Genomic DNA, 23,635 nt, shown 5'->3' with positions numbered 1-23,635 from the left:
GGCCGGGACCCGTGTGAGGGTCCCGGCCCGCGCCCTGAGCGGCCGTGTGCGGTCGGCGGTCACACGCCGGCGGCGGCCGCGCCCATACGGCGCGGGCGGTAGAGCAGCGCCGCACCCGCGAGCCCGGCGCTGACGATCGCCAGCCCCACCGCGAGCAGTTCGGGCCACATGCCGGTGTCGCCCAGCCCGCTGCCCAGTGGGGCGAAGACCCCGGCCCGGGACAGGGCGTGCAGCGCGATGATGATCATCGCCGCGGCGGCACTCACCGTCCAGACCAGGGCGGTGTCGTGCACCGCCAGCCAGCCGGCCAGCAGCAGGTAGACGATGGCGATGGCCATCGAGAGCCCGGCGGTCGCCTGGGCGCCCTGGAGGTGCGTCGAGTGCACCGGCAGATGGCTCAGCCCGCACAGCGCCAGCGCCAGGGCCGCGGGCCAGCGCAGCACGGACCGCAGGACGCCGGGCATCGCATAGCCCGGCTGGCGGGGCTCCTCGTCCGAGTGCGCCCAGCGCGGCCCGCCCTGCGGCATGGTGCCGGCGGACCGCTGGGCCCACGGGGGACGGCTGGGCGGCTGGTTCATCGGGGGTTCGCTCGGCGCGCCGTACAGCGGCTGGCCGTCGCGGCCCAGGGGGCGCACGTCGGGGTCGAGGACGTGCATGGACGCGGTGCGCTCCGGTTCGAGGGGGTCACCGGGGCCGCCAAAGCCACCGGGGCCGCCCGGCCCGCCGAAGCCACCGGGGCCGCCGGGGCCGCCGGGGCCGGGCGGGAACTGCTCGACGAGGCCGGGGACGTCGGGGCCGCCGTCCCGGTCGAACAGCTCGATCAGCTGGGCGACCTCCTCCACGGATCTGTCGGTGGCCACCGCGCGCAGGGCGTCACGGCTCGATTCCGCGGTGTGCGGGGTGGCCTTGAGCATGTCGAAGAGCGCGGCGACCTCGCTCACCGGCCGGGAAACGACCGCCATGCGCAGGGCTTCGTCGCCGGGGTTGGGAACGTCGCCACTGCGCTTGAGCCGTTCCACAAGGGCGGCGACTTCCTCCAAGGGCCGCTGGGTGACTGCCTCCCACAGAAGGGTGCGGGCCGAGTTTTTCTCAGGGGGCATGGGCGGAAAGTGCTCGCCGGGTTCTGTCGAGGACAGTTCGGCGTCGCCCCCACAAAGAGCTGGTTCGGATGACATGGAGGGACTCCACTGAACGAGGGGAGCGTCAAACACCAGAAGCGCTGACACTCGGCGGACTGTGAGCGTGCTGTGCTTCAGCCAACGTCCCTACGGGTCGTTCTCGCCATTCAGGAAGGCCATCCGGTGGAGACACGCCGATATACCCGGGCGCGCCGCGGTCGGCGGTCATGTCCCGGCCGGATTCGCTGCCGCTCCGGACACGCCCGGACATGGCATGAGCAGGGGCTGTTCCGCTCCGGGAATTACGGCCGGATACCCGCCCGTACGGAGCGTGACTTCCGAGTGCCAAGGGCCGTCGACCCTGATTAGCTGGAAGTGCAGCTCTCCATACACCGTTCAAGGACAGATCATGAGCGCATCAGGAGAATCACGCGCACGAATCCAGCAGATGCGTGACAAGGCCCAGGAACTCCAGGCGGCCGCGGAGCGGGCCGGTGACCCGGAGGAGCAGAAGCGGCTCCGGGAGAAGGCGCGCCGGCTTGAATCCCAGAGCGAGCAGGAAAGCGGTATGGCCAGCGGAGACATCTACCCCGCCGACTGAAGGCCGCGCGTGCTCGCCCGAGGGCGGAAGCACACTCAGAGACGGCGGACAGGACGCGCCCCCGGAGCGCGTCCCGTCCGCCGTCTTCCGTCAGCCTCTCCCGACCCGCCGTCTCCCGACCCGCCGCCCCCCGGCCTCCGTCTCCCGTCCGCCGTGTCCCCTCACACCGTGAAGGGCCGCTGCTCCATAAAGGCGTCGCCGGGGCGTCCGGAGACGTAGAAGTTGGGGCTCTGGGTGGGCGGCACATTGCGCACGATGTCGCGGTGGAAGGCGCGGTAGCCGCCGCGGAACGCCCCGCCGTTCCAGATGTCGAGCAGCGTGGCGGTGAATTTTCCGTTGACCTCGCCGTCGGAGGCCGGCTGATTGTCCTGGCAGGCAGAGATGAGCAGGGCGTCCGCCTCCGTCGCACGGCTCTTGTGCGCGGCGAGATCGCGCTGGAGCTCCTGGAAGAACTCTTTGTCCCGCTGATAGATCTCGTGCTGCCGCACGACCGGCATCAGCCGTGCGGTGTGCTCGATCCGCCGGGGGTCGCGGGTCTGGAACTGCTCCTCCATGGCCTCGGCGCTGAGGACCTCGCGCACCTCGATTCCGGTACCGCTCAGGGTGGTCGCCTCGAATCCGGCCTCGCCGGCCGGCCGGGCCATATCGCGCGCATCGTTCTCGCAGGCGACGAGTGCACCGTCCCAGCCGTCGTATGTGGCGGCATCGACCTGGTTGAGTCCGACGTGGAGGGAGAGGCCGGTGGCCATGGGAACTCCTTGGCGCGCGGTGCGGGTGACGCCTGGATGCGTTCCGCGGCCCGTCGGCGTCCGAACCCGGCGCCGCGCCCAACCGCCTGAACGGGCCCGCCGCGGCCGGAGCGGCGCCGGTACGCCCGGCTGTTCGAGTGGCTTCGAGGTGGGCACCGATCGGCGGTCCGCACCACCGGGAAGCGCTAATCCCATGATCCCCTCAGACTCCCCACGGGCCGCCGGCGCGGCGGCCGGGACCACCTCCCGGCCGCCGCTGGCGGACCGTGCGGGCTATGACGAGCACTTCCTCGGGGTTCCGGTACCACTGCCGCTGCCCAGCCGTCCCGAGGTGGCGACGGTGGTGCTGCCCTACACCCACTTCACCGTGGTGCTGCGGCCGGACCGGCGGATGGCGGTGGCCACCGCGGTCTGTATCGATGGTGAGCGTCTGCTGGATCATGTGCCGCGGGAGAGCAGCTGGCAGTTCGATCCGCGGCTGGACAAGGCCCACCAGACGGGCAATGACGTCTACCGTGACAACTCGCTGGACAAGGGGCATCTGGTGCGCCGGCTCGACCCCGTGTGGGGTGCGGCCGCGGAGGCGAACCAGGCCAACGAGGACACCTTTCACTACACGAACGCGGCCCCGCAGGCGGACGTCTTCAACCAGGGCAAGAAGCTGTGGCAGGGGCTGGAGAACCATCTGCTCGACCACGCCGCCGACTTCGACCGCAAGCTCGCCGTGCTGAGCGGGCCCGTACTGCACGACTCCGACCCGCCGTACCGGGGCGTTCAAGTGCCGCTGCGCTTCTGGAAGGTGGCGGCGTTCCTCCAGGACGGTGCGCTGGCGGCGACCGGGTACGTCCTCGACCAGAGCCCCGATCTGACCCGGGACGCGGAGCGGGCGCTGGCCGGGGCGCAGGCGGGCGCGCCGCCGCCACTGGGGGCGTTCCGGACGTTCCAGGTGCCGGTGAGGGATGTCGCCGAACTGACCTCGCTGGACCTCGGGCCGCTGCCCGACGTCGATCTGATGCCCGTCACCCGGGCCCCGGCCGAGCGCTGGAAGCGGCTCGCGTCGTACGACGACATCGTGCTGCGGCGCGGCTGAGGCGGGAGGCGCGAGCGATGCGACCCAGGGTCGTCTATGTCCACGGGAACGGGAACAAGGTCCGCGCGGAACTGCTCAAGTCCCAATGGGACACCGCGCTGTTCGGCCGGGACATGGCCGAGGCGTCGCGGATGGCGTACTGGGCCCCGGTGCGCTACCCGGAGCCGCTCCCCGACTTGCGGCCGGATCCGCTGGACGGCCGTACGGAGCTGATCGAGGAGCTGCCGGCCGCCGTGGACCGGACCGCGACGGAGCCGCCGGAGGACTTCGTGGCGCGCACGCTGGGGGAAGCGCGGCTCGAAGCCGGGGAGATCGCGCTGGAGGGGCGGGCCGGGGCCGATGAGAGCGCGCTGGTCGACTGGCTGCGGAGCATGACGTATCTCGCGGACACGCTGGCACGGGCCGGCGAGCCCGAGGAGCCCGGTGCGGAGCTGCCGCTGGAAGCGCTGCCGATGCCCCGGTCCGGCCGTGCGGCGGTGTTCCGGCTGCTGGTCAAGCACGCCTTCAAGGACGTGCACGCCTACTTCTTCGGCGGGGCGGGGCCGGCGCTGCGTGAGGTCGTCAAGGAGACGCTGGCGGAGGTGGACGGCGGCCCGCTGGTGGTGGTCGGCCACAGCCTGGGCACGATCATCGCCTACGAGGTGCTGATGGAGCAGGGGCGGGAGGTGGAGCTGCTGGTCACCGTCGGATCGCCGCTGGCGATCACCGAGGTGCAGGACCATCTGGCCCGGCCGCCGGCGGTCCCGCCCGGGGTCGCGGCCTGGCGCAACGCCTCGGACCTGCGGGATCTGGTGGCCCTCGACCACACCTTGCGGCCGGAGTACGCCCCGCAGGAACGGGTCACCGATCTCCTGGTCACGAATGACAGCGGCAATCACCACGGCATCAGCGAATATCTGTCGCAGCGCGAGGTCAGGGCACCGGTTCAGCGGATCTTCGACGGTACCGGGTAGGTGCGGTATGCCGTTGACCGAAACGGAGTGGGACCTGGTCACCACGTGGGCGCGGAACTACCTGCTGGACACCACCGATCCGCACACCCAGCTCGCCCAGTACGGCTTTCCGCCGGAGTTCATCGGCGGGCTGCGGCTGACGCAGGTCAGCTCGGACAACGCCCGCACCCTGGTGCACCAGTCCCGTACGGACATCCAGCGGCAGCTGCGGCTGGTCGAGGCCCTCACCACCATCGACCGGCTGGCCGTGCTTCCGGACATCGTGAAGGCGCAGGAATTCCTGGCCCGGCTGCGGGAGGACTTCCGGGCCCACGCCGCCCGGGACAACTTCCGTACCTGCGTCCTGAAGAACGGCGCCGAGGCGTTCATCGACCGCCAGGACCTGCGGGAGACCCTGCGCCGGTTCGTCGCGGACCCCTATAAGTTCATTCTGCTGGTCGACGGGGAGCCGGGCAGCGGCAGGTCGTACACCTACAACTTTCTCCGCCATATCGGACAGCACGCGGGATTCCGTCCGGTGCGCGTCACCCTGTCGCACACGGCCACCGCCGCCAAGGTCGTACGGCGGCTGGCCGACTTCGTCGCCGATCCGCAGGAGAGCGCCGCACCGCTGAATCCCACGGAACTCAACGACCCGCTGCCGTCGATCGACGAGGCCGCGCACTGGGTGGCCGGCCGGGCCACCGCCGTCGACGAGCGGCTCTGGCTGGTCCTCGACGAATGCGACAAGCTCGACCCCAGCTCCGATGTGTGGGACTTCATCGGACAACTCGGCATGGCCATCTACGAGCACACCGCCGTCCACGGCGACCAGGCGCCCCGGCTGGTGCTCCTCGGATACGGGCGCTCGATGCGCCAACTCCCCTACGACCTGCGGGGAAATCTGGTCTGGGACACCGCGCGGATCACCGAACCCGACGATCTGCGCGCCTTCTTCGACCAGGCTTTCCGTGAGTCGCCACCGGAGATGCTCGGTACGGGACAGCTCCAGGAGTCCGCCATCGCCACGCTCGTGGACGCGGCCGTGCACGAGGTGCTCCAGGCCACCGGGGCGAACGGGGCGGACCGCGAAGGCTATATGCGCAAGCTCTGCACGGCGGCGGAGGGAGCCATCCGTGTCTACCAGTCCCTCTGACCGCCGCCCGCTGGACCCCGCCGCGGCACGGGAGTTGTTCGTCGCCCGCCTGCGCGCGGAGCTGCACCCGGGCGAGGAGCGGACCCAGGAGGTCTCCGACGCCCGACGCGCCTACCGGGAGGCGGTCTGTCTGCTGAGCCGCTTCGATCCCCAGCGGCTCCGGCTGCCCGGCGAGGAGGACGCCACCGGGGGCGCGGTCCTGGAACTGGTCGACGACTGCACGACCCTGGGGATGCAGGACCAGGCCGGGTGGTCCCTCAAGTCCGATGTCAGGGACCGGACGCTCCAGGGGCTGGCCGGGCCCGCGGCCGCCCGGCACCTCCTGGAGTGCCATCTCGACCAGCTCCCCGGCGAACCCGGCCCGGAACGCTTCGCGCTGGCCTATCTCTCCGGCCATCCGCCGGCGACGGACCGGCTGACCACCGACGAGCTGGCCGATGCCCTCCAGGCGGTGCTGTGGCTCTCGCGGGTCCCGGGCACGACCGGGCTGCCGGACCTCGCGGAGCTCCAGCTCACCCTGGAGCGCGCCAGGCTGCTCGATCCCCTGAAGCGCCTCGTACGGTCGCCGTTCCAGGGGCGTACCCGCGAACTCGCGGAGCTGCGGGAGTATGTCGCCCCGTCCGGCGGGCCCTCGGCGGCCGGCGCGCGGCCGGACGGGGCGCCGCAGCATCCGGTGCCGGTCCCTCCGCTGGTCGTGCACGGGCCCGGCGGGATGGGCAAGACCACCCTCCTCGCCAAGTTCGTGCTCGACACCCTCCACGACCCGGCCGGCTGCTTCCCGTTCGCCTATATCGACTTCGAGCGGCCCACCCTCTCCATCCAGGAACCGCTCACGCTGATCGCCGAGGTGGCCCGGCAGCTCGGCATCCAGTTCCCCGCCCACCGCGCCGAGCTGGACGCGCTGGCGCACGAGTGCCAGGAGGCGGCCCGCAGCCAGCGGGAGGGGCAGGAGCGGGTGAGCCAGCTGCATGAACTCGCCACCACCCGGGCCGTGCTGGGGCGCCGCTCCTCGCAGGAGTTCCAGTCGCTGGCCGCGGGACGGGAGACGGATCTGATCCGCCGGGTCGCCGAGGTGCTGCGGCGGGCGGTGGCGGAGCGGAAGGACGGGGAGCATCCGGAGGACCCGCCGTTCGCGCTGGTCGTCGACTCGTTCGAGGAGGCGCAGTACCGCGGATCGCCGGTGGTGGGCCGGATGGTGGCGATCTATCTCTCGTTCCAGAGCATGTATCCGCGGATGCGGCTCATCGTCTCCGGGAGGGCGCCGGTCGAGCATCCGGCGAAGACCGTCGAGTCGCTCGACATCGAACTCGGTGAGCTCGATCCGGAGGCGGCCGTCGGCCTGCTGACGTCCAGCGGGGTCAAGGACCCGGAGGTGGCAGGGGCGCTGGCGGACCGGGTCGGCGGGCATCCGCTCAGTCTGAAACTGGCCGCCCGCGCCGCCACCCTCGCGGGCGCCGAGGCCGAGCGGACCTGCGAACTGATCCGCAGCCTGCCCGAACGCCGTCATCAGGTCTTCCGCCGGGTCGACCAGCTGCTGGTCCAGGGAATCCTCTACGACCGCATCCTCAGCCACATCGGCGATGAGGGCGTCCGCCGGCTCGCCCACCCCGGGCTGGTGCTCCGGGTCATCACCCCGGAGATCATCAAGGAGGTGCTCGCCGAGCCCTGTGGACTGGACGTGGCGTCGGCGGACGAAGCCCGTGCGCTCTTCGAGGCGTTCAGCCGGCTGGACATGGTCGAACCGGCGCGCCCGGACGCCGTGCGCTACCGCAGCGATGTCCGCGCCATCATGCTGCGGCTGCCGGGCGGCGACCGCACCGCCGTGATGCGCGAGGTCGAACGGCGCGCGGTCGAGCACTACGCCGCGCGCGACGGCCTGGAGGCCCGGGCCGAGGAGATCTACCACCGGCTGCGGCTCGACGAGAACCCGCGCTCGGTGGAGGAACGGTGGCTGCCGGGCGTCGAACGGTTCCTGGCCGGGGCGCAGCAGGACATGACGCCGAGGGCTGCGGGCCTGCTGACTGCCCGGCTCGGCGGCGGCACCCCCGATCAGGTCGCCGCGGGCGCCGACCAGGAGGACTGGGAACGGATCGCGGCCCGCGAGGTGGAGGATCTGCTCGCGCAGGGCTACGCCCAGGCGGCCTTCGACCGGCTCGGCCGACGACAGCCCTGGACACCGTGCAGCCCCCTGCACGCGCTGCTCGCCGAGGCCCTCAACCGGCTCGGCCGGCAGGACGAGGCCCGCCGGGCCACGGCGGACGCCATCGACGCGGCGGAGCGCGCGGGCTGCGGGGACCGCCGGCTGGAGCTGCTGCTGCTCTCCGCCCGGCTCTCGGAGGAGGCCGGCGACCTGGCGAGCGCGGACGGTGCGCTGCGGATGGCGGAGGACGTCGCGGTGGGTCTGGGGCAGGATCTCGAAGCGATGGGCGCACTGCTGGCCCGTGCCCGGCTGACGGCGGGCGCCGACGGCGCCGACCCGGAGGCGGACCGGGAACTCGCCGAGCGGCTGCGGCAGTTGCCCGATGCCGTGCTCGCCGACCGGCCGGTGCTGGTGCGCGCGGTCGCCTCACAGGTCTACGACCGGGCCCCGGGCGCGCTCGACCATGCGCTGGAGGTGGTGGGGCTGCCGGCCGACGACGAGACGCTGGACACGCTGGGCGCGGCGATGCGCCGCGCGACCAGCCGGCAACCGGCGCTGCTGGGCCGGGTGATGGAGATCCTGGACGAGGCCGCGGGACCGTCCCGGGAGCCGGCCGGCGGCGCGCCGACCGGCATCACCGGGATCCTGCGGCTGGCCCGGGACCGCGGCACCCTCGACACGCTCGCCCGGCGGCTGCTGGCCGTACGCGACAAGAGCGGGGAGATCGTCGCCGGGGTGGCCGCGGCCATGGGCGCGGGCACCGGTGCCCGTACGGCGGGCCACCCGGCCTCCGGGCCGGAGCACGGGGACCGTCCCCAGGACGAAGGGAGCGGCCCCGCGGGGCCCGAGGAACGATGACCGCCTATCTCTCGCCGGACGAGATCCGCCAGGTGCTGGACGCCGCGGTGGAGACCGGGCTGGCCGACCCCACCGTCCGGCCGCTGCTGCTCGACGGCATCATGCCCCGCTATCGCAGCACGCTGCCGCTGCATCCGGCGCCCGGCCGGCAGGCGCACTCCGACCTGAACGAGATGAACCGGGTGGAGCGGCTGGTGGACGGCTCGGTGCCGCTGGAGATCTGGCTGCGCAACGCCGTCGCCGAGACCACCGAGGCCACCCCGCTCACCGTCTTCCAGAAGGCCCTGGACGATGTGGCACGGAAGGCGGGCGGTGAGCCGGATGTGCTGGCCGGACTGCCCTCCCCCACTGTCGAGATCAAGGAACAGATCGTCCACCGGGACGACACGGTGCCGATCGGCTTCCTCCGCGGCGGTGAGCTGGCGGGCGGCGCGGTGGCCCGGCTCAAGGTGCCGCCGTACCAAGGGGGCGCTCCGCTCCAGCCGAACGGTTTCCCGCACTCCGGTACGGGGTGGCTGATCGCTCCGGATCTGCTGGTCACCAACCACCATGTGGTCAACGCCAGGGCCGGGACCGGGTCGGGGCGGCCGCTCGCCGACGCCGGGGATCTGGACCTCCAGGCCCGGCACACCCTCGCCCGGTTCGACTTCGACACCGATGAGGTGGAGACGGAGGAGGCCACCGTCAGTGAACTCGTCGCCGCGGACGCGGAGCTGGACTACGCGGTGCTGCGGCTGGCCGCCGAGCCCGCGCGGCCGGTGCTGAAGCTGGCGGCGGAACCGCTGCGGGTCACCGGCGGCGACTATGTGGCCGTCAACATCATCCAGCACCCCGGTGGGCAGCCGAAGCGGGTCGCGCTGCGCAACAACCTGGTCTATGAGGCGGACGAGACCGATGTCCGCTACTTCACCGACACCCGGGGCGGGTCCTCGGGGTCGCCGGTCTTCACGGACGACTGGCGGGTGGTGGCGCTCCACCGGGGGACCCGGCGGGTGGAGAACGTGCAGTTCCAGGGCAGGACGACGGCCTTCGTCAACGTCGGCACCCAGATGCGCAGCATCATGCGGCATCTACAGACCAGCAGCCCCGGTCTCCATGCCGAGATCGAGACGGCGCAACAGGCCGCCCAGCGCGGCTGAGGAGGCGAGATGCACAGTCGGCGCAGATCACCGGTGGCGGCCGGTCCCGAGCAGGTCTTCTCGGACCTGCGGGAGGTCGCGGCGCGGGTCCAGGACGGGCTGACCGGGGAGATCCCGGAAGCCCTGGAGGAGCTGCCGGCCGAGGAGCTGCCCGCCGGGCAGATCGGGCAGTTCGCCCAGCAGGAGCGGGCCCGGGTGCTGTCGGCGGGCGTCAGCGGCCTGGAGAAGCTCGCCGAGGGGCGGGCGGACGAGATCGACGACGACGAGTCCTTCGGCATGGAAGCCATCGTGCTGCTCGAAGGCCGCCCCGCCATCCTCGTCCAGAACCATGACTTCGCGCCGCAGCGGGGTGACTGGGCGGTGCTGGACGGCCATCGGGCGGCGATCCGGGAGTCGCTCGCGCGGGTGGGCCGGGTCGAGCTGTCCGGGCATCTGAGCCTGGACTGGCTGGGTACGGCGTTCCTGGTCGGCCCGGACGTGGTGCTGACGAACCGTCATGTGGCGGCGGAGTTCGCGCGCGGCGACGGCACCGGCTGGACCTTTCAGCAGGGCATCAGCGCCCGTCTCGACATGGGTGAGGAGTACGGCGGGGACGCGGCGGGCGGCTGCCCCGCCTATGACGTCGTCGAGGTGCTGGGCATCCATGAGGACGTGGACCTGGCCCTGCTGCGGGTCGCGCCGCCGGCCGGTGGCGGGCCGCTGCCCGCACCGCTGGCCGTGGCCGCGGACGCGCCCGCCGATCTGCCCGGACGTCCGGTGTACTGCGTCGGCTATCCGGCGTACGACGGCCGGCGCAACGAGCCGGAGTCGATGCGCCGGATCTTCATGGACATCTACAACGTCAAGCGGCTTCAGCCCGGCACCGCCACGGAGCTGGTGCCGGGCCAGAACGTCATCAAGCACGACTGTTCCACGCTCGGCGGCAACAGCGGCTCCCCCGTCATCGACCTCACCGACCACCGGGTCCTGGGCCTGCATTTCGGCGGCCGCTACGGCTTCGGCAACTTCGCCGTGCCGCTGTGGCAGCTGGTGGAGGATCCGCTGCTGAGCCGGGCGGACATCAACTTCGTCTGAGCCGCCGCGGGTTGTCCGCGTGCACCCCGGTCAGCCCGACTTCTTGACGAACTCGGTGGTGTAGGTCTTCTTCAGATCCACCGTGGCGTTCTTGAGGTTGGGGTTGAACGCCTTCAGCACGCGCTCGACGGTCGCGGGCCCGTCGGCCGGCATCACGCCGTCCTCGGTGAACATCGGCAGGGTGTCCTTGATCGCCTGGGCGTAGAGCTTCTTGCCGCCCTGGGCGTAGTCGGCGGGCATCTTCGCGGCGATCTGCTCAGGGGTGTGCGTGGACATCCACTTGAGGGTCTTCACCAAGGCGTTGGCGAGCTTGTGCACGGTCTCCTTGTGGCTGTTCACCCAGTCGGTGTTCATGTAGAGACTGGACGACGGGTAGGGGCCGCCGAGCGCCTTCTGCGAGCCCTCGGGGGTGCGCATGTCGAGCAGGACCTTGCCGAGATTCTTGTCCACGATCTGTGCGACCGTCGGGTCCGTGGTCATCCCGCCCTGGATGGAGCCCTGCTGGAGGGCGGAGAGGAAGGTCTGGCCGGCGCCGACCGCGACCGGGGTGAACTCGTTCGTCCGCACACCGTTCTTCACCGCGAGGTATTTGGTCAGGAAGTCGGTGGAGGAGCCGAGGCCGGTGACACCCAGCTTCTTGCCCTTGAAGTCCTTGGGCGAAGTGAGCTCGCCGGCCGCCTTGTTCGAGACCACCTCGACCTCGCCGGGGGCGTGCGCGAGCTGTACCACCGATTCGACCTGCTTGCCCTTGACCTGAAGATCGAGGGTGTGGTCGTAGAAGCCGACGACGCCCTGGACGTCGCCGGAGACCAGCGAGGTGGTGGCCTGCACCCCGGCCGGTTCGGTGAGCAGGGTGACGTGGACTCCTTCGTCCTCGAAATAGCCGAGCTGCTGGGTGAGTCTGGCGGGCAGATAGATGACCTTGTCGAGGCCGCCCACCATGATCTTGATCTTGCCGTTCGCGTCGTCCGAGGCGGCGGCCCCGGACGTGCCGCCACCGCAGGCGGTGAGGGTGGTCAGGGCGAGGCCGGCGGCGGCCAGGGCGACCGGGAACTTCTGTGCGGTACGCATGGGTCACGTCCTTGTGAGGTGGGAACGGGTGGGTGGGTTCGGCTCAGCGGTCACCCGCCGGGTCGGCCGTACGGGTTCAGCGGCCGCCCGCGGTATCGGCGGGCTTCCAGCGGAAGAGCCGCCGTTCGACGAAGGCCAGCAGCCCTTCGGCGAGCAGCGCGACCACCGCGAGGATCACCATCGCGGCGTACACCCCGGCCGCGTTGAAGGTGCCCTGGGACGCCGAGACCAGCAGGCCCAGGCCCTTGGTCGCGCCGATGTACTCGCCGACGATCGCGCCGATCAGCGCGAAGCCGAAGCTGACGTGCAGGCTGGTGAAGATCCACGAGGTGGCGGAGGGGATCACCACGTGCAGGGTGACCTGGCGGTTGCTCGCGCCGAGGATCCGGGAGTTGGCGACCAGGTTGCGGTCGACCTCCCGTGCGCCCTGAAAGGCGTTGAAGAACACCGGGAAGAAGACGAGGACGACGGCGGAGGCGACCTTGGAGGCCGGACCGAGGCCGAACCAGATGAGGAAGATGGGGGCGAGGACGATCCGCGGGAGGGCGTTGAGCACCTTGATGTACGGGCCGAGCACATCCGCGAGGAAGCGGATCCGGCCGAGCGCGATCCCCAGCACCACACCGCCGATGACACCGATCACCCAGCCGAGCAGCGCCTCGTAGAGCGTGTACCAGATCTGCTCCCACAGCGAGCCCTGCGGGGTGCCGTGCAGCGCCCACTGACTCATCTGGTCCCAGATCTTCGAGGGCATCGAGAAGTTGAACGGATCGATGACGGCGGCCCGGGCCAGCCACTCCCACAGCCCGAGCAGCCCGACGAGCAGCAGCACCCGGGTGCCGTGGACCAGGAAGGTGTGCCGGCGGGCGGCCCGTTCCCTGGCCCGGGAACGGTCCGTACGGCCCGCGCCGGCCGGGGACTTGGCCGGGGCGACGGTCTCAGGCGGCATCTGCGGCACCCCTCTCGCGGGTGATCCGGACCTCTTCGCCGAGCGAGGACCAGATCTCCCGGTAGATCTCGATGAACCTCGGCTCCAGCCGGATCGATTCGACCTTCCGGGGGCGCGGCAGACCGATCTCGAAAACCTCCTTCACGGTCGCCGGACCGGCGGTCATGACCACGACCTTGTCGGCGAGGGCGATGGATTCCTCCAGGTCGTGGGTGACGAAGACGACGGAGGCCCCGGTCCCCGACCACAGCTCCAGGAGTTCGTCCGACATCAGCGCCCGGGTCTGGACGTCGAGCGCGGAGAACGGCTCGTCCATGAGCAGGAGTTCCGGGTCGTTGACGAAGGTCGCGGCGAGGGCGACCCGTTTGCGCTGCCCGCCGGACAGCTGGTGCGGATAGCGGTCCTCGAAGGCGGCGAGCCCGACCCGGGCCAGCCAGTCCCGCGCCCGGTGCCGGGCCTCGGCCTTCGGTACGCCGCGGAAGCGGGGGCCGGCCATCACGTTCGACAGCACGGTCCGCCAGGGGAAGACGGCGTCCTGCTGGAAGACGAACCCGATCTTGTCCCCGATGCCGCGGACCGGCTCACCGCCGACCAGCACCTCGCCTTCCGTGGGCTCCTCCAGGCCGCTGACCAGCGTCAGCGTGGTGGACTTGCCGCACCCGGTGGGCCCGACGACCGCGACGAACTCACCGCGCCCGACGACCAGATCCAGATCCCGGACGGCGGTGTGCAGCGCCCCCGAGGGCGTCCGGAATGCCTTGCTCGTACCCCGCAGTTCGATCGCGGGGCTCGTGTGGCTGCTCATGGCCCGCGAGGCTAGGAGCGATACGGGCCGCAACGGCAGCCTTGTGGGCGCAAGCCGCCTTTCTGCGCGCAAACCCTGTTGTGCTCATTTTGCTCACGCTAGAACCACTAAGGGGCTACCAGGGGGTACACACGTGCTCACGCACGGCTTACGGTGCCGGCACCACACAAGACAACGGAAGATTCGGTTCCGCAAGGGTGCGGAGGGCCGGAGACAAGGGAGAGCCCATGCGGATCCGCCGGCCCCGACGGGTCTTCGCGCAGGTACTGACCGCGCAAGTGGCCCTGACCACCGGGGTCATGGTGCTCGCCACCAGTCTCTTCCTCGCCCCGCTCGGCGCCGAGCTGGACGACCAGGCGATGCGCCGGGCCCTGTCCATCGCCCAGACCACCGCCGCCGACCCGGACCTCGCCCGGGAGCTGGTCGCCACCCCGCCGGACGCCCACGGGCCGGTGCAGGCCGACGCGGAGCGGATCCGTACCGCGACCGGCGCGCTGTACATCGTGGTGATGGACACCCGCGGAGTGCGCTGGTCGCACACCCACCCCGCCGAGATCGGCCGGCATGTCTCCACCGACCCGAGCCGCACCCTCGCCGGACGGCAGGTGCGGCAGATCGACACCGGCACGCTGGGGCGTTCGGCCCGCGCCAAGGTGCCGCTGCGCGACGGCCGCGGCCGGATCGTCGGCGCCGTGTCGGTCGGGATCGCCTACGACAGCGTCCGGGAACGGCTGCTCGGCACCATCCCCGGGCTGCTGCGGTACGCGGGCGCCGCGCTGGCCGTCGGGTTGCTGGCCGCCCTCGTGCTCTCCCGCCGGCTGCGCCGCCGTACGCACGGGGTGGCGTTCGCCGATATCTCCGCCCTGCTCGAAGAGCGCGAGGCGATGCTGCACGGCATCCGTGAGGGCGTGGTCGCCGTCGACCGGCGCGGCCGGATCCGGCTGGTCAATGACGAAGCCGGACGGCTGCTGGGGCTGGACGCCCGGGCCGCCGGCCGGGCGCTGGAGGAGGTGCTGCCGCCGGGCCGGACGACCGAGGTGCTGGCCGGGCGGGTGGCCGGCCCGGATCTGCTGGCCGTCAGCGGCGGCCGGGTGCTGGTCGCCAACCGTATGCCGACCCAGGACGGCGGGGCGGTGGTGACGCTGCGGGACCGTACCGAGCTGGAGTTGCTGGGCCGTGAACTGGACAGCACCCAGGGGCTGTTGGACGCCTTGCGGGCCCAGGACCACGAGCACGCCAATCAGTTGCACACCGTGCGCGGGCTGCTGGAACTCGGGCGGTACGACACCGCGGTGGAGTTCGTCACCGAAGTGGCCAGTGCGCAGCGGGCGTCCGCGGAACAGATCGCGGAGCGGGTGGCGGATCCGCTGCTGTCCGCGCTGCTCGTCGGCAAGGCGGCGATCGCGGCCGAACGCGGGGTGTCCCTGCGGGTGTCACCGTCGACGCTGCTGCCCGACACCGTGGTCGACCCGCGCGACCTGGTGACGGTGCTGGGCAATCTCCTCGACAACGCGCTGGACGCCGCCGCGGGGCGCCGCTGCGCCGAGCCGTTCGTCGAGGTGGAGCTGCGGGCCGAGCGCAGCACCGCCGTACTGCGGGTCTCGGACACCGGGCCGGGGGTGCCGCCGGAGCTACGGGAGCGGATCTTCGCCGAGGGCTGGTCCACCAAGGCCGCCCGGCCCGTCCCCGGGGAGGGCGCGCCCGCGGGCGCGGTGGCCTTCCACCGCGGCCGGGGCATCGGCCTGGCGCTGGTGCGCCGGCTCGCCGAACGCTATGGCGGGATGGCCAGGGTGACCGCCCGCGCGGGCGGCGGTGCGGTCTTCACCGTCGTCCTGCCCGAGGCCCTCGCCCCGGAGGACGCCTCGGTGCGGGGCGCGCCCCGGCGACCGGAGCGGCCGGAGCGACCGGAGCGGATGGAGCGGCCGGAACGACTGGAGTCAGGGAAGCGAAGACCCTTGGGGAGCGGAACCTCACGATGATCGATGTCCTGGTCGTGGACGATGACTTCCACGTCGCCGAGATCAATGCCGCGTATGTGTCCCAGGTGTCCGGCTTCCGGGTCACCGGCCGCGCACACACCGCCGCCCAGGCGCTGGCCACGCTGGAGCGCAGCCATGTCGATCTGGTGCTGCTCGACCACTATCTGCCCGACGAGACGGGCCTGAGCCTGGTCCGCCGGCTGCGGCAGCTCGGCCACCGCACCGACGTGATCATGGTGACGGCGGCCCGGGACGTCGGTACGGTCCAGGACGCGATGCGCTCCGGGGCGCTGCAATATCTCGTCAAGCCGTTCGGCTTCTCCGGGCTGCGCGCCAAGCTCGACGGCTACGCGGCGCTCCGCCGGACCGTCGCGGGACTGGGTGGCCGCGGCGACGCCGGCCAGGAACAGGTGGACCGGATCTTCGGCGCCTTCCGGACCACCGACTCCCCGCACACCGAGCTCCCCAAGGGCCACTCGGCCGCGACCGTCAACCTGATCCGCCGGGTCCTGAGCACGTCCGGGGACCCGCTGTCCGCCCACGAGGTCGCCGCCCGCGCCGGCGTCAGCCGCTCCACCGCCCAGCGCTATCTGAAGCACCTCGAACGCAGCGGCCACATCATCCTCACCCTGAAATACGGGGACACCGGGCGCCCCGAACACCGCTACCGCTGGGCCGGCACCCACTGACCGCCCCGGTCCGGCGCGCGCCCTCCCGCGGTCGCCGCACCGCCGGCGCTCGCGAGGCCCGGCCGGCTCCCCTGGGGCTCCCATACCCCTTGGCCGCAGGCGGAGTTGCTCCCTCCGCCGCTCCATGGCAGCGGGCGCCGGCCGCCCCCTAGGCTGCCGATCATGAATGCAACGACAGCCCACGGAACGGACCCCGAGCCCGAGCCCGAGATCCTGGACGCCCTCCAGCTGGCCGCCGACGCGGACCGGGCGACGGACTTCGCCGAGGCGGCCCACCGGATCCTGGCGGACCTGGTCAGCGGCGGCGCACCGCTCGGCTGGGCCGACCCGCCCGGACGGGGCGAGGTGGCGGAGCTGGTCGACCGTGCCCTGCGTGCCGCACACACCGGGGAGGGGGCGCTGCGGGCGGCGTACGCGGGCCCGCGGCTGGTCGGGCTGGGGTACTGGCTGCGCTATGCCCGGCCGACCAATCGGCAGCATGCGGATCTGGAGAAGATCGCGGTGGCCTCCGAGGCCCATGGCCAGGGCCTCGGCCGGTCGCTGACCAGCGCCCTGGTCGAGGACGCCCGGGACGCGGGGATCGAGGTCCTCACCCTGGACGCCCGGGCCGACAACACCAGGGCACTGACCCTCTACCGGTCACTCGGCTTCCGTGAGTACGGCCGGCTGCCCGACTTCGTGGCGATGGGCGGCCGCCGCTACGACAAGGTCTTCTACATGCTGGACTTCCGCGGCGGCGGACGGCCCGACGAGGAATGGCCGCACCCGCAGTAGCGGATGCGGCACGGAGCGGAACGAAAGCGGGCGGGAGCGGCGCGGGACCCCGGGTCCGGGCCCGGATCCGGGGATGATCTGCGCCGCACCCCTTGACAGCTCCCCCGGCTGGAATCGACGATCCCGGGGTGAACCTGTCAGACAGCCAGACAGCTGGCGAGATGCCCCGACGGATCAGCGCGATGGAAGCGGTCCTGAACCATCTGCGCGGCGCCATCGAGCGGGGCGAGTACGCGGTCGGGGACAAGCTCCCCTCCGAGGCGGAGCTCTGCCGGCGGCTGGAAGTGAGCCGACCCGTGCTCCGCGAGGCGCTGCGGGCGCTCCAGACCATGGGGCTGACGGTCTCGCGCACCGGCAAGGGCACCTTCGTCGTCTCCGCCGGTGCCGTGGCGGACCCGACCTTCGGCGACTACGCGGCGAGCGACCTGCTGGAGGTCCGTCGCCATGTCGAGATCCCGGTGGCCGGTTACGCGGCGGTGCGCCACACGACGGAGGACCTCGATCAGCTGAACCATCTGCTGGAGCGGATGGAGCAGGAGACCGACACCACCGCCTGGGTGGCGATGGACAGCCTCTTCCATCTCGCCATCGCCCAGGCGGCCGGCAATCCGGTCTTCCGCCGGGTCATCGAGGAGATCCGCGATGCGCTGGCCCGCCAGTCGGCCTTCCTCAATGAGCTCGGCGGCCGGCGCGAGCAGTCGAACCGGGAACACCGGGCGATCGTCGAGGCACTCGTCGACCGCTCCGAGCACGACGCGGTGGAAGCCATGGCGCACCACCTCGCCCGCGTCGAGACGACGCTGACCACCATCGTGCGGTCGCAGCACCGCACGGACCCCTCCACGGAAGACGAGGATCACGCGTGAGCGAGCAATCCCTCCGGCAGGCGGAACGGCAGCAACAACAGAGCGCCTCGCAGGAAGCGCATCGGCAGGCGGGCGGGCATGTGGACGCCGGTGACGCCGGCTACCAGAAGTCCCTGAAGTCCCGGCACATCAACATGATCGCGATCGGCGGGGCCATCGGCACCGGGCTGTTCCTCGGCGCCGGCGGCCGGCTCGCCAGTGCCGGACCGTCGCTGGCGGTGGCGTACGCGCTCTGCGGTCTGTTCGCCTTCCTCGTGGTGCGCGCGCTGGGTGAGCTGGTGCTGCACCGGCCGTCCTCGGGTGCGTTCGTGTCCTACGCCCGGGAGTTCCTCGGCGAGAAGGGCGCGTTCGTCGCGGGCTGGATGTACTTCCTGAACTGGGCGACCACCGGAATCGCCGACATCACGGCGGTGGCGACCTATACGCACTACTGGGGCATGTTCTCCGACATACCGCAGTGGGTGATCGCGCTGATCGCGCTCGCGGTCGTGCTGACCGTGAACCTGATCTCCGTGAAGATCTTCGGCGAGCTGGAATTCTGGTTCGCGATCGTCAAGGTCGGTGCGCTGGTCGTCTTCATGCTGATCGGCATCTTCCTGCTGGTCACCCAGCACCCGGTCGGCGGCCACTCCCCCGGCCCCTCGCTGGTCACCGACCACGGCGGCATCTTCCCGACCGGGACCCTGGCGATGCTGCTGGTCATCCAGGGTGTGGTGTTCGCCTATGCGTCGGTCGAGCTGGTCGGTGTCACGGCGGGTGAGACCGCGGAGCCGGAGAAGGTCATGCCGAAGGCGATCAACTCCATCATGTGGCGGGTGGCCGTCTTCTACGTCGGCTCGGTGGTGCTGCTGGCGATGCTGCTGCCCTGGAGCGCGTACTCGGCCGGGGAGAGCCCCTTCGTCACCGTGCTGTCCAAGATCGGGATACCGGCCGCGGGCGGCGTGATGAACCTCGTCGTGCTCACCGCTGCGATGTCCAGCCTCAATTCCGGCCTCTACTCCACCGGGCGCATCCTGCGCTCGATGGCGATGTCCGGCTCCGCGCCGCGGTTCACCGGCGTGATGAGCCGCAGCCAGGTCCCGTACGGCGGCATCCTGCTCACCTCGGGGATCTGCGTGCTGGGCGTGGGCCTCAACTACGTCGTGCCGACCGAGGCGTTCGAGATCGTGCTGAACTTCGCGGCGATCGGCATCCTCAGCACCTGGGCGATGATCATGCTCTGCCATCTGCTCTTCTGGCGGAAGACGCGCGCCGGGGAGCTCACCCGCCCCAGCTACCGGCTCCCCGTGGACCGAGTGCGTGACGCTGGCCTTCCTGGCAGGCGTCCTGGTGCTGATGTGGGCCGACGGCGGAGCCGGCCGCACCACCGTGCTGTCGCTGCCGCTGATCGTGGCCGCGCTGGTCGGCGGCTGGTTCCTGGTACGGGGCCGGGTCGGCACCCTCCAAGAAGCCGCGGCGGCACGGGCGCGCGACGCACATCCGGACACCACACCCCCCGCTCAGCGAACCGAAAACCCCCACGGCACGGACCACCCCCACGGCACCGAAAGCACCGAGAACTGATCATGAGTCAGAGCACCACCCCCCTGCCGCCGCACCGCACCGCGGGCGCCCCGCCCGCGGTCCGCGAACCGGCCCATGTCCCCGTCGCCCATGTGGTGCGCGGAGGCATCGTCGAGGGCGTCCACCACGGCTCCGTCGTGGTGCTGGCGGCCGACGGGAGCGTGGCATTCCAGGCGGGCGACATCGAGGCCGCGTTCTACCCGCGCTCGGCACTCAAGCCCGTCCAGGCGGCCGGCCTGCTGCGCGCGGGCCTGCCGCCGCTGGACGATCCGTCGCTGGCCCTGGTGGCGGCCAGCCACTCCGGCGAGGACCGGCATCTGGCCACGGCCCGGGACATCCTGGCCGCCGGCGAGCTGACCGAGGACGAGCTGCGCAACGTCCCCGATCTGCCGTACGCCCCCGCCGTACGCGACGAGTGGATCCGGCGCGGTCTGGGGCCCACCCGGCTCGCGCAGAACTGCTCGGGCAAGCACGCCGCCATGCTGCTGACCTGCCGCACCCGGGGCTGGGACCTGGACGGCTACCTCGATCCCGGCCACCCGTTGCAGCGGGAACTCGCCGCGACGGTCGAAGACCTCACCGGCCAGGGCATCGCCCGGGTCACGGTCGACGGCTGCGGCGCCCCGCTGTTCTCCGTCTCCCTCCACGGGCTGACCCGGGCCGCCGCCCGGCTGGCGACGGCCGCCCCCGGCACCGAGGAGGGCCGGGTCGCCCACGCCATGCGCACGCACCCGGAGATGGTGTCCGGCAGCCGGCGGGACGTCGCCCGGCTGGTGCGGGCGGTGCCCGGACTGCTCGCCAAGGACGGCTTCGAGGGCGTGCAGATCGCGGCCCTGCCGGACGGGCGGGCGGTCGGCGTGAAGATCGCCGACGGCGGTGACCGCGCCCGGATGCCGGTGACGGCGGCGGCCCTGACGCACTGCGGTATCGAACCCGGCCTCCTCGCCCCGTTCGCCACCGCACCCGTCATCGGGGGCGGCGCCCCGGTCGGGGCCCTGCGGGCGACGAACACCCTTGTTCCGCAGGCGACCTGACGCTCCATCATTTCTCTTCCCGGGCTCCCCCGCCCGGCCTCCTCCCCCTCCGCTCCACCTCACAAAGGACCCGCTGCACCATGACTTCCGCCGGCCACCGCCGCGAACACGATCTGCTCGGCGACCGGGAGATACCCGCCGAGGCGTACTGGGGCGTGCACACCCTGCGCGCCGTGGAGAACTTCCCGATCACCGGTACGCCGATCGCCACCTACCCGCACCTGATCAACGCGCTCGCCGCCGTCAAGGAGGCCGCGGCCCGGGCCAACGAGGACCTCGGACTGCTCGACACCGAGCGGGCCGACGCGATCGCCGCGGCCTGCCGGGAGATCCGGTCCGGCGGGCAGCTGCACGACCAGTTCGTCGTCGATGTCATCCAGGGCGGTGCCGGGACCTCGACGAACATGAACGCCAACGAGGTGATCGCCAACCGGGCGCTGGAGATCCTGGGCCATGACAAGGGCGACTACCGCCATCTGCACCCCAACGAGCACGTCAATCTGAGCCAGTCGACGAACGACGTCTACCCGACGGCCGTCAACGTCGCCACGATCATCGCCGTCCGGGAACTGCTCGACTCGATGGCCGTCCTGCGCACGGCCTTCGCGGCCAAGGCCGAGGAGTTCCGCGACATCCTCAAGATGGGGCGCACCCAGCTCCAGGACGCGGTGCCGATGACCCTGGGCCAGGAGTTCTCGGCGTACGCGGTGATGCTGGAGGAGGACCAGAGCCGGCTGGCGGAGGCGGTCCTGCTCATCCACGAGATCAACCTCGGCGCCACCGCCATCGGCACCGGCCTCAACGCCCCCAAGGGCTACGCCGAGGCGGCCCGCACCCATCTGGCCGCCCTCACCGGTCTGCCCCTGGTCACCGCCGCCAACCTCGTCGAAGCCACCCAGGACTGCGGCGCGTTCGTCCATCTCTCCGGCGTCCTCAAGCGCATCGCCGTCAAGCTCTCCAAGAGCTGCAACGATCTGCGGCTGCTGTCCTCCGGCCCGCGTGCCGGGCTCGCGGAGATCAATCTGCCGCCGGTGCAGGCCGGTTCGAGCATCATGCCCGGCAAGGTCAACCCGGTCATCCCCGAGGTCGTCAACCAGGTCGCCTTCGAGGTCATCGGCAACGACGTCACCATCACCATGGCGGCCGAGGCGGGCCAGCTCCAGCTCAACGCCTTCGAGCCGGTCATCCTGCACTCCCTCTCGGAGAGCATCACCCATCTGGGGGCGGCCTGCCGCACCCTCGCCGAGCGCTGCGTGGCGGGCATCACCGCCAACACCGAGACCCTCCGGGCCAGCGTGCAGAACTCCATCGGCCTGGTCACCGCCCTCAACCCGCACATCGGCTACACCGCCGCCACCGCGATCGCCAAGGAGGCACTCGCCACCGGACGCGGCGTCGCCGAACTCGTCCTGGAACAGGGACTGCTCCCGGCCGACCGGCTCGCGGCACTGCTGCGCCCGGAGGAAATAGCCGGTACCGGCGGCGACTTGAGCACGGTCTGAGCCCTCGCCGCACCGCGGCACCCCGGACCGGGCAGGTCCGCACGGGCCGGGCGGGCGTCCCCCTTCGGGACACCCGCCCGGCCCGTTGACGTGTGGTGCCAAGGCAACGTGGTCCGGAGGGTTTGCCGGTCGTTCATTTGATGGCGCGCCTGATGATTCGGCGCAAAACCTACCCACCGGTCGGCCCGGAAGAGTTCACGTATCGGGGCCTGATCGGCCGGGTGCGGCGGCTCTAGGTTCTCCCCGATGACCAGTCTGCAAGGCACGCAACTCGCCATTTTTTCCTGTGGTTTGACGAAGGAGTAAAGGTGGAACGTCGTACCTTCCTGCGCGGAGCCGTCATCGGCACCTCGGCCGTCACCTTCGGCGGCACTCTCCTGCACGGCGCCGCCTACGCAGCTCCGGCCCAGAACGGCCCCGGCCCGTACGGCGCGCTGGGCGCCGCCGACGCCAACGGCATCCAGCTGCCCAGCGGCTTCAGCAGCCGGGTCATCGCCCGCTCCGGCCAGGCCGTCTCCGGCACCTCCTACACCTGGCACAACGCCCCCGACGGCGGCGCCTGCTTCGCCGACGGCGCGGGCTGGATCTACGTCTCCAACTCAGAGATCAACCCCAGCGGCGGCGCGAGCGCCGTCAAGTTCAACTCCTCGGGCACCATCACCGGCGCCTACCGCATCCTGTCCAACACCCGGCAGAACTGCGCGGGCGGCGCCACCCCGTGGAACACCTGGCTCTCCTGCGAAGAGGTCTCCCTCGGCTACGTCTACGAGACCGACCCGTGGGGGGTGAACGCCGCCACCCGCCGCGCCGCCATGGGCAGGTTCAAGCACGAGGCGGCCGCTGCCGACCCCGGGCGCCAGGTGATCTACCTGACCGAGGACGAAACCGACGGCTGCTTCTACCGGTTCGTTCCGACCACCTGGGGCAACCTGTCCTCCGGCACCCTTCAGGTGCTGGTCGCCGGCACCGGCACGTCCGGATCCTTCACCTGGGCGACCGTGCCCGACCCGGACGGCTCGCCCACCACGACCCGCAACCAGGTCTCCGGGGCCAAGCGGTTCAACGGCGGTGAGGGCTGCCACTACGCCGGCGACACCGTCTGGTTCACCACCAAGGGCGACAACCGCGTCTGGCAGCTCAACCTGACGAACAGCACCTACGAGCTGACCTACGACGACAACCTGGTCAACCCCGGCCCCGCCCCGCTGACCGGCGTCGACAACGTCACCGGATCCTCCTCCGGCGACCTGTTCGTCGCCGAGGACGGCGGCAACATGGAGATCTGCATCATCACCCCGGACGACATCGTGGCGCCGTTCCTGCGGATCACCGGCCAGTCCGGCTCGGAGATCACCGGACCGGCCTTCTCCCCCAGCGGCACCCGGCTGTACTTCTCCAGCCAGCGCGGCACGAGCGGCAGCTCCACGGGCGGCATCACCTACGAGGTCACCGGCCCCTTCCGCACCTGACCCACCCGAAACCCGCCTCCAGGCGCCAGGGGGGCGCGGCCGGTGCGGCGGCCCGGCCCGCCGCACCGGCCCATCGA

At 71.6% G+C, this 23,635-nt stretch carries 19 protein-coding genes and 1 pseudogene; 15 read left to right on the top strand and 5 right to left on the bottom strand.

Annotation, left to right across the window (positions count from 1 at the left end; genetic code table 11):
• Nucleotides 1-59 precede the first annotated feature (59 nt).
• Nucleotides 60-1,100, bottom strand: a complete 1,041-nt coding sequence (locus ACFWJW_RS35695) for a hypothetical protein (RefSeq protein WP_387249060.1) — start codon at nt 1,098-1,100, stop codon at nt 60-62.
• Nucleotides 1,101-1,527: 427 nt separating this feature from the next.
• Between ACFWJW_RS35695 and ACFWJW_RS35690 the strand changes: the two genes are divergently transcribed.
• Nucleotides 1,528-1,719, top strand: coding sequence for a DUF6381 family protein (locus tag ACFWJW_RS35690; RefSeq protein ID WP_387249058.1), 192 nt, complete (start codon nt 1,528-1,530; stop codon nt 1,717-1,719).
• A 161-nt stretch (nt 1,720-1,880) separates the two neighbouring features.
• Here the strand turns inward: ACFWJW_RS35690 and ACFWJW_RS35685 are convergent, their stop codons facing one another.
• Nucleotides 1,881-2,468 (bottom strand): caspase family protein, encoded by a 588-nt coding sequence (locus ACFWJW_RS35685; RefSeq protein WP_387249056.1) that lies wholly within the window; start codon nt 2,466-2,468, stop codon nt 1,881-1,883.
• 193 nt (nt 2,469-2,661) lie between these two features.
• Between ACFWJW_RS35685 and ACFWJW_RS35680 the strand changes: the two genes are divergently transcribed.
• Genes ACFWJW_RS35680 through ACFWJW_RS35655 form a run of 6 tightly spaced genes read left to right on the top strand, consistent with a single transcriptional unit; the run spans nt 2,662 to nt 10,857 of the window.
• The gene (locus ACFWJW_RS35680; protein ID WP_387249054.1) at nt 2,662-3,558 is read left to right on the top strand and encodes a DNA/RNA non-specific endonuclease; all 897 of its coding nucleotides are present in this window, start codon (nt 2,662-2,664) and stop codon (nt 3,556-3,558) included.
• 17 nt (nt 3,559-3,575) lie between these two features.
• A complete protein-coding gene (locus tag ACFWJW_RS35675; protein ID WP_387249052.1) occupies nt 3,576-4,511 on the top strand; it encodes a hypothetical protein in 936 nt (311 codons plus the stop codon).
• 7 nt (nt 4,512-4,518) lie between these two features.
• Nucleotides 4,519-5,646 carry a hypothetical protein gene (locus ACFWJW_RS35670; RefSeq protein WP_387249050.1) on the top strand — a complete coding sequence of 376 codons (1,128 nt, stop codon included), beginning with the start codon at nt 4,519-4,521 and terminating at the stop codon, nt 5,644-5,646.
• Nucleotides 5,627-8,644, top strand: coding sequence for an ATP-binding protein (locus ACFWJW_RS35665; RefSeq protein ID WP_387249048.1), 3,018 nt, complete (start codon nt 5,627-5,629; stop codon nt 8,642-8,644). The genes ACFWJW_RS35670 and ACFWJW_RS35665 overlap by 20 nt, the downstream gene beginning before the upstream one ends.
• Nucleotides 8,641-9,783, top strand: a complete 1,143-nt coding sequence (locus ACFWJW_RS35660) for a trypsin-like peptidase domain-containing protein (RefSeq protein ID WP_387249046.1) — start codon at nt 8,641-8,643, stop codon at nt 9,781-9,783. The genes ACFWJW_RS35665 and ACFWJW_RS35660 overlap by 4 nt, the downstream gene beginning before the upstream one ends.
• Before the next feature lie 9 nt (nt 9,784-9,792).
• A complete protein-coding gene (locus ACFWJW_RS35655) occupies nt 9,793-10,857 on the top strand; it encodes a trypsin-like serine peptidase (protein ID WP_387249044.1) in 1,065 nt (354 codons plus the stop codon).
• A 30-nt stretch (nt 10,858-10,887) separates the two neighbouring features.
• Here ACFWJW_RS35655 and ACFWJW_RS35650 read toward each other — a convergent pair whose 3' ends face one another.
• From ACFWJW_RS35650 to ACFWJW_RS35640, 3 genes are all read right to left on the bottom strand, one after another.
• Nucleotides 10,888-11,928, bottom strand: coding sequence for an ABC transporter substrate-binding protein (locus ACFWJW_RS35650; RefSeq protein ID WP_387249042.1), 1,041 nt, complete (start codon nt 11,926-11,928; stop codon nt 10,888-10,890).
• Nucleotides 11,929-12,004: 76 nt separating this feature from the next.
• Complete coding sequence (locus tag ACFWJW_RS35645) at nt 12,005-12,877, bottom strand: ABC transporter permease (RefSeq protein ID WP_387249040.1); 873 nt, start codon at nt 12,875-12,877, stop codon at nt 12,005-12,007.
• Entirely contained in the window at nt 12,867-13,682 is an 816-nt protein-coding gene (locus ACFWJW_RS35640; protein WP_387249038.1) for an ABC transporter ATP-binding protein, read from the bottom strand. Before ACFWJW_RS35640 ends, ACFWJW_RS35645 begins: the two co-directional genes overlap by 11 nt.
• 227 nt (nt 13,683-13,909) lie before the next feature.
• Between ACFWJW_RS35640 and ACFWJW_RS35635 the strand changes: the two genes are divergently transcribed.
• The 8 genes and pseudogenes from ACFWJW_RS35635 (at nt 13,910) to ACFWJW_RS35600 (ending at nt 23,558) form a co-directional block, all read left to right on the top strand.
• Entirely contained in the window at nt 13,910-15,661 is a 1,752-nt protein-coding gene (locus ACFWJW_RS35635) for an ATP-binding protein (RefSeq protein WP_387249036.1), read from the top strand.
• Nucleotides 15,658-16,350: a response regulator gene (locus ACFWJW_RS35630; RefSeq protein WP_387249034.1), complete on the top strand. Its 693-nt coding sequence runs from the start codon at nt 15,658-15,660 to the stop codon at nt 16,348-16,350. The genes ACFWJW_RS35635 and ACFWJW_RS35630 overlap by 4 nt, the downstream gene beginning before the upstream one ends.
• Before the next feature lie 162 nt (nt 16,351-16,512).
• Nucleotides 16,513-17,124, top strand: a complete 612-nt coding sequence (locus ACFWJW_RS35625) for a GNAT family N-acetyltransferase (RefSeq protein ID WP_387249032.1) — start codon at nt 16,513-16,515, stop codon at nt 17,122-17,124.
• Between the two features lie 128 nt (nt 17,125-17,252).
• Nucleotides 17,253-17,990: a FadR/GntR family transcriptional regulator gene (locus ACFWJW_RS35620; RefSeq protein WP_387249030.1), complete on the top strand. Its 738-nt coding sequence runs from the start codon at nt 17,253-17,255 to the stop codon at nt 17,988-17,990.
• Nucleotides 17,987-19,553 (top strand): annotated as a pseudogene (locus ACFWJW_RS35615) (amino acid permease). The gene ACFWJW_RS35620 and the pseudogene ACFWJW_RS35615 overlap by 4 nt, the downstream one beginning before the upstream one ends.
• Before the next feature lie 2 nt (nt 19,554-19,555).
• On the top strand, nt 19,556-20,587 hold the full coding sequence (locus ACFWJW_RS35610; RefSeq protein ID WP_387249028.1) for an asparaginase: 1,032 nt from the start codon (nt 19,556-19,558) through the stop codon (nt 20,585-20,587).
• 80 nt (nt 20,588-20,667) lie between these two features.
• Nucleotides 20,668-22,089 carry an aspartate ammonia-lyase gene (gene aspA / locus ACFWJW_RS35605; protein WP_386686001.1) on the top strand — a complete coding sequence of 474 codons (1,422 nt, stop codon included), beginning with the start codon at nt 20,668-20,670 and terminating at the stop codon, nt 22,087-22,089.
• 308 nt (nt 22,090-22,397) lie between these two features.
• Entirely contained in the window at nt 22,398-23,558 is a 1,161-nt protein-coding gene (locus tag ACFWJW_RS35600) for an alkaline phosphatase PhoX (protein ID WP_387249026.1), read from the top strand.
• Nucleotides 23,559-23,635 lie beyond the last annotated feature (77 nt).

The sequence above is a fragment of the Streptomyces sp. NPDC127097 genome, from assembly GCF_042724075.1.
In the GTDB taxonomy this organism is placed as follows: Bacteria; Actinomycetota; Actinomycetes; order Streptomycetales; family Streptomycetaceae; genus Streptomyces.
This window is presented reverse-complemented; position numbering and strand designations above follow the sequence as displayed.

Excerpts from the sequence above, each read along its gene's own strand:
- ACFWJW_RS35695 (WP_387249060.1), bottom strand. The coding sequence starts at position 1,100 with ATGCCCCCTGAGAAAAACTCGGCCCGCACCCTTCTGTGGGAGGCAGTC.
- ACFWJW_RS35690 (WP_387249058.1), top strand. The coding sequence starts at position 1,528 with ATGAGCGCATCAGGAGAATCACGCGCACGAATCCAGCAGATGCGTGAC.
- ACFWJW_RS35685 (WP_387249056.1), bottom strand. The coding sequence starts at position 2,468 with ATGGCCACCGGCCTCTCCCTCCACGTCGGACTCAACCAGGTCGATGCC.
- ACFWJW_RS35680 (WP_387249054.1), top strand. The coding sequence starts at position 2,662 with ATGATCCCCTCAGACTCCCCACGGGCCGCCGGCGCGGCGGCCGGGACC.
- ACFWJW_RS35675 (WP_387249052.1), top strand. The coding sequence starts at position 3,576 with ATGCGACCCAGGGTCGTCTATGTCCACGGGAACGGGAACAAGGTCCGC.
- ACFWJW_RS35670 (WP_387249050.1), top strand. The coding sequence starts at position 4,519 with ATGCCGTTGACCGAAACGGAGTGGGACCTGGTCACCACGTGGGCGCGG.
- ACFWJW_RS35660 (WP_387249046.1), top strand. The coding sequence starts at position 8,641 with ATGACCGCCTATCTCTCGCCGGACGAGATCCGCCAGGTGCTGGACGCC.
- ACFWJW_RS35655 (WP_387249044.1), top strand. The coding sequence starts at position 9,793 with ATGCACAGTCGGCGCAGATCACCGGTGGCGGCCGGTCCCGAGCAGGTC.
- ACFWJW_RS35650 (WP_387249042.1), bottom strand. The coding sequence starts at position 11,928 with ATGCGTACCGCACAGAAGTTCCCGGTCGCCCTGGCCGCCGCCGGCCTC.
- ACFWJW_RS35645 (WP_387249040.1), bottom strand. The coding sequence starts at position 12,877 with ATGCCGCCTGAGACCGTCGCCCCGGCCAAGTCCCCGGCCGGCGCGGGC.
- ACFWJW_RS35640 (WP_387249038.1), bottom strand. The coding sequence starts at position 13,682 with ATGAGCAGCCACACGAGCCCCGCGATCGAACTGCGGGGTACGAGCAAG.
- ACFWJW_RS35635 (WP_387249036.1), top strand. The coding sequence starts at position 13,910 with ATGCGGATCCGCCGGCCCCGACGGGTCTTCGCGCAGGTACTGACCGCG.
- ACFWJW_RS35630 (WP_387249034.1), top strand. The coding sequence starts at position 15,658 with ATGATCGATGTCCTGGTCGTGGACGATGACTTCCACGTCGCCGAGATC.
- ACFWJW_RS35625 (WP_387249032.1), top strand. The coding sequence starts at position 16,513 with ATGAATGCAACGACAGCCCACGGAACGGACCCCGAGCCCGAGCCCGAG.
- ACFWJW_RS35610 (WP_387249028.1), top strand. The coding sequence starts at position 19,556 with ATGAGTCAGAGCACCACCCCCCTGCCGCCGCACCGCACCGCGGGCGCC.
- aspA (WP_386686001.1), top strand. The coding sequence starts at position 20,668 with ATGACTTCCGCCGGCCACCGCCGCGAACACGATCTGCTCGGCGACCGG.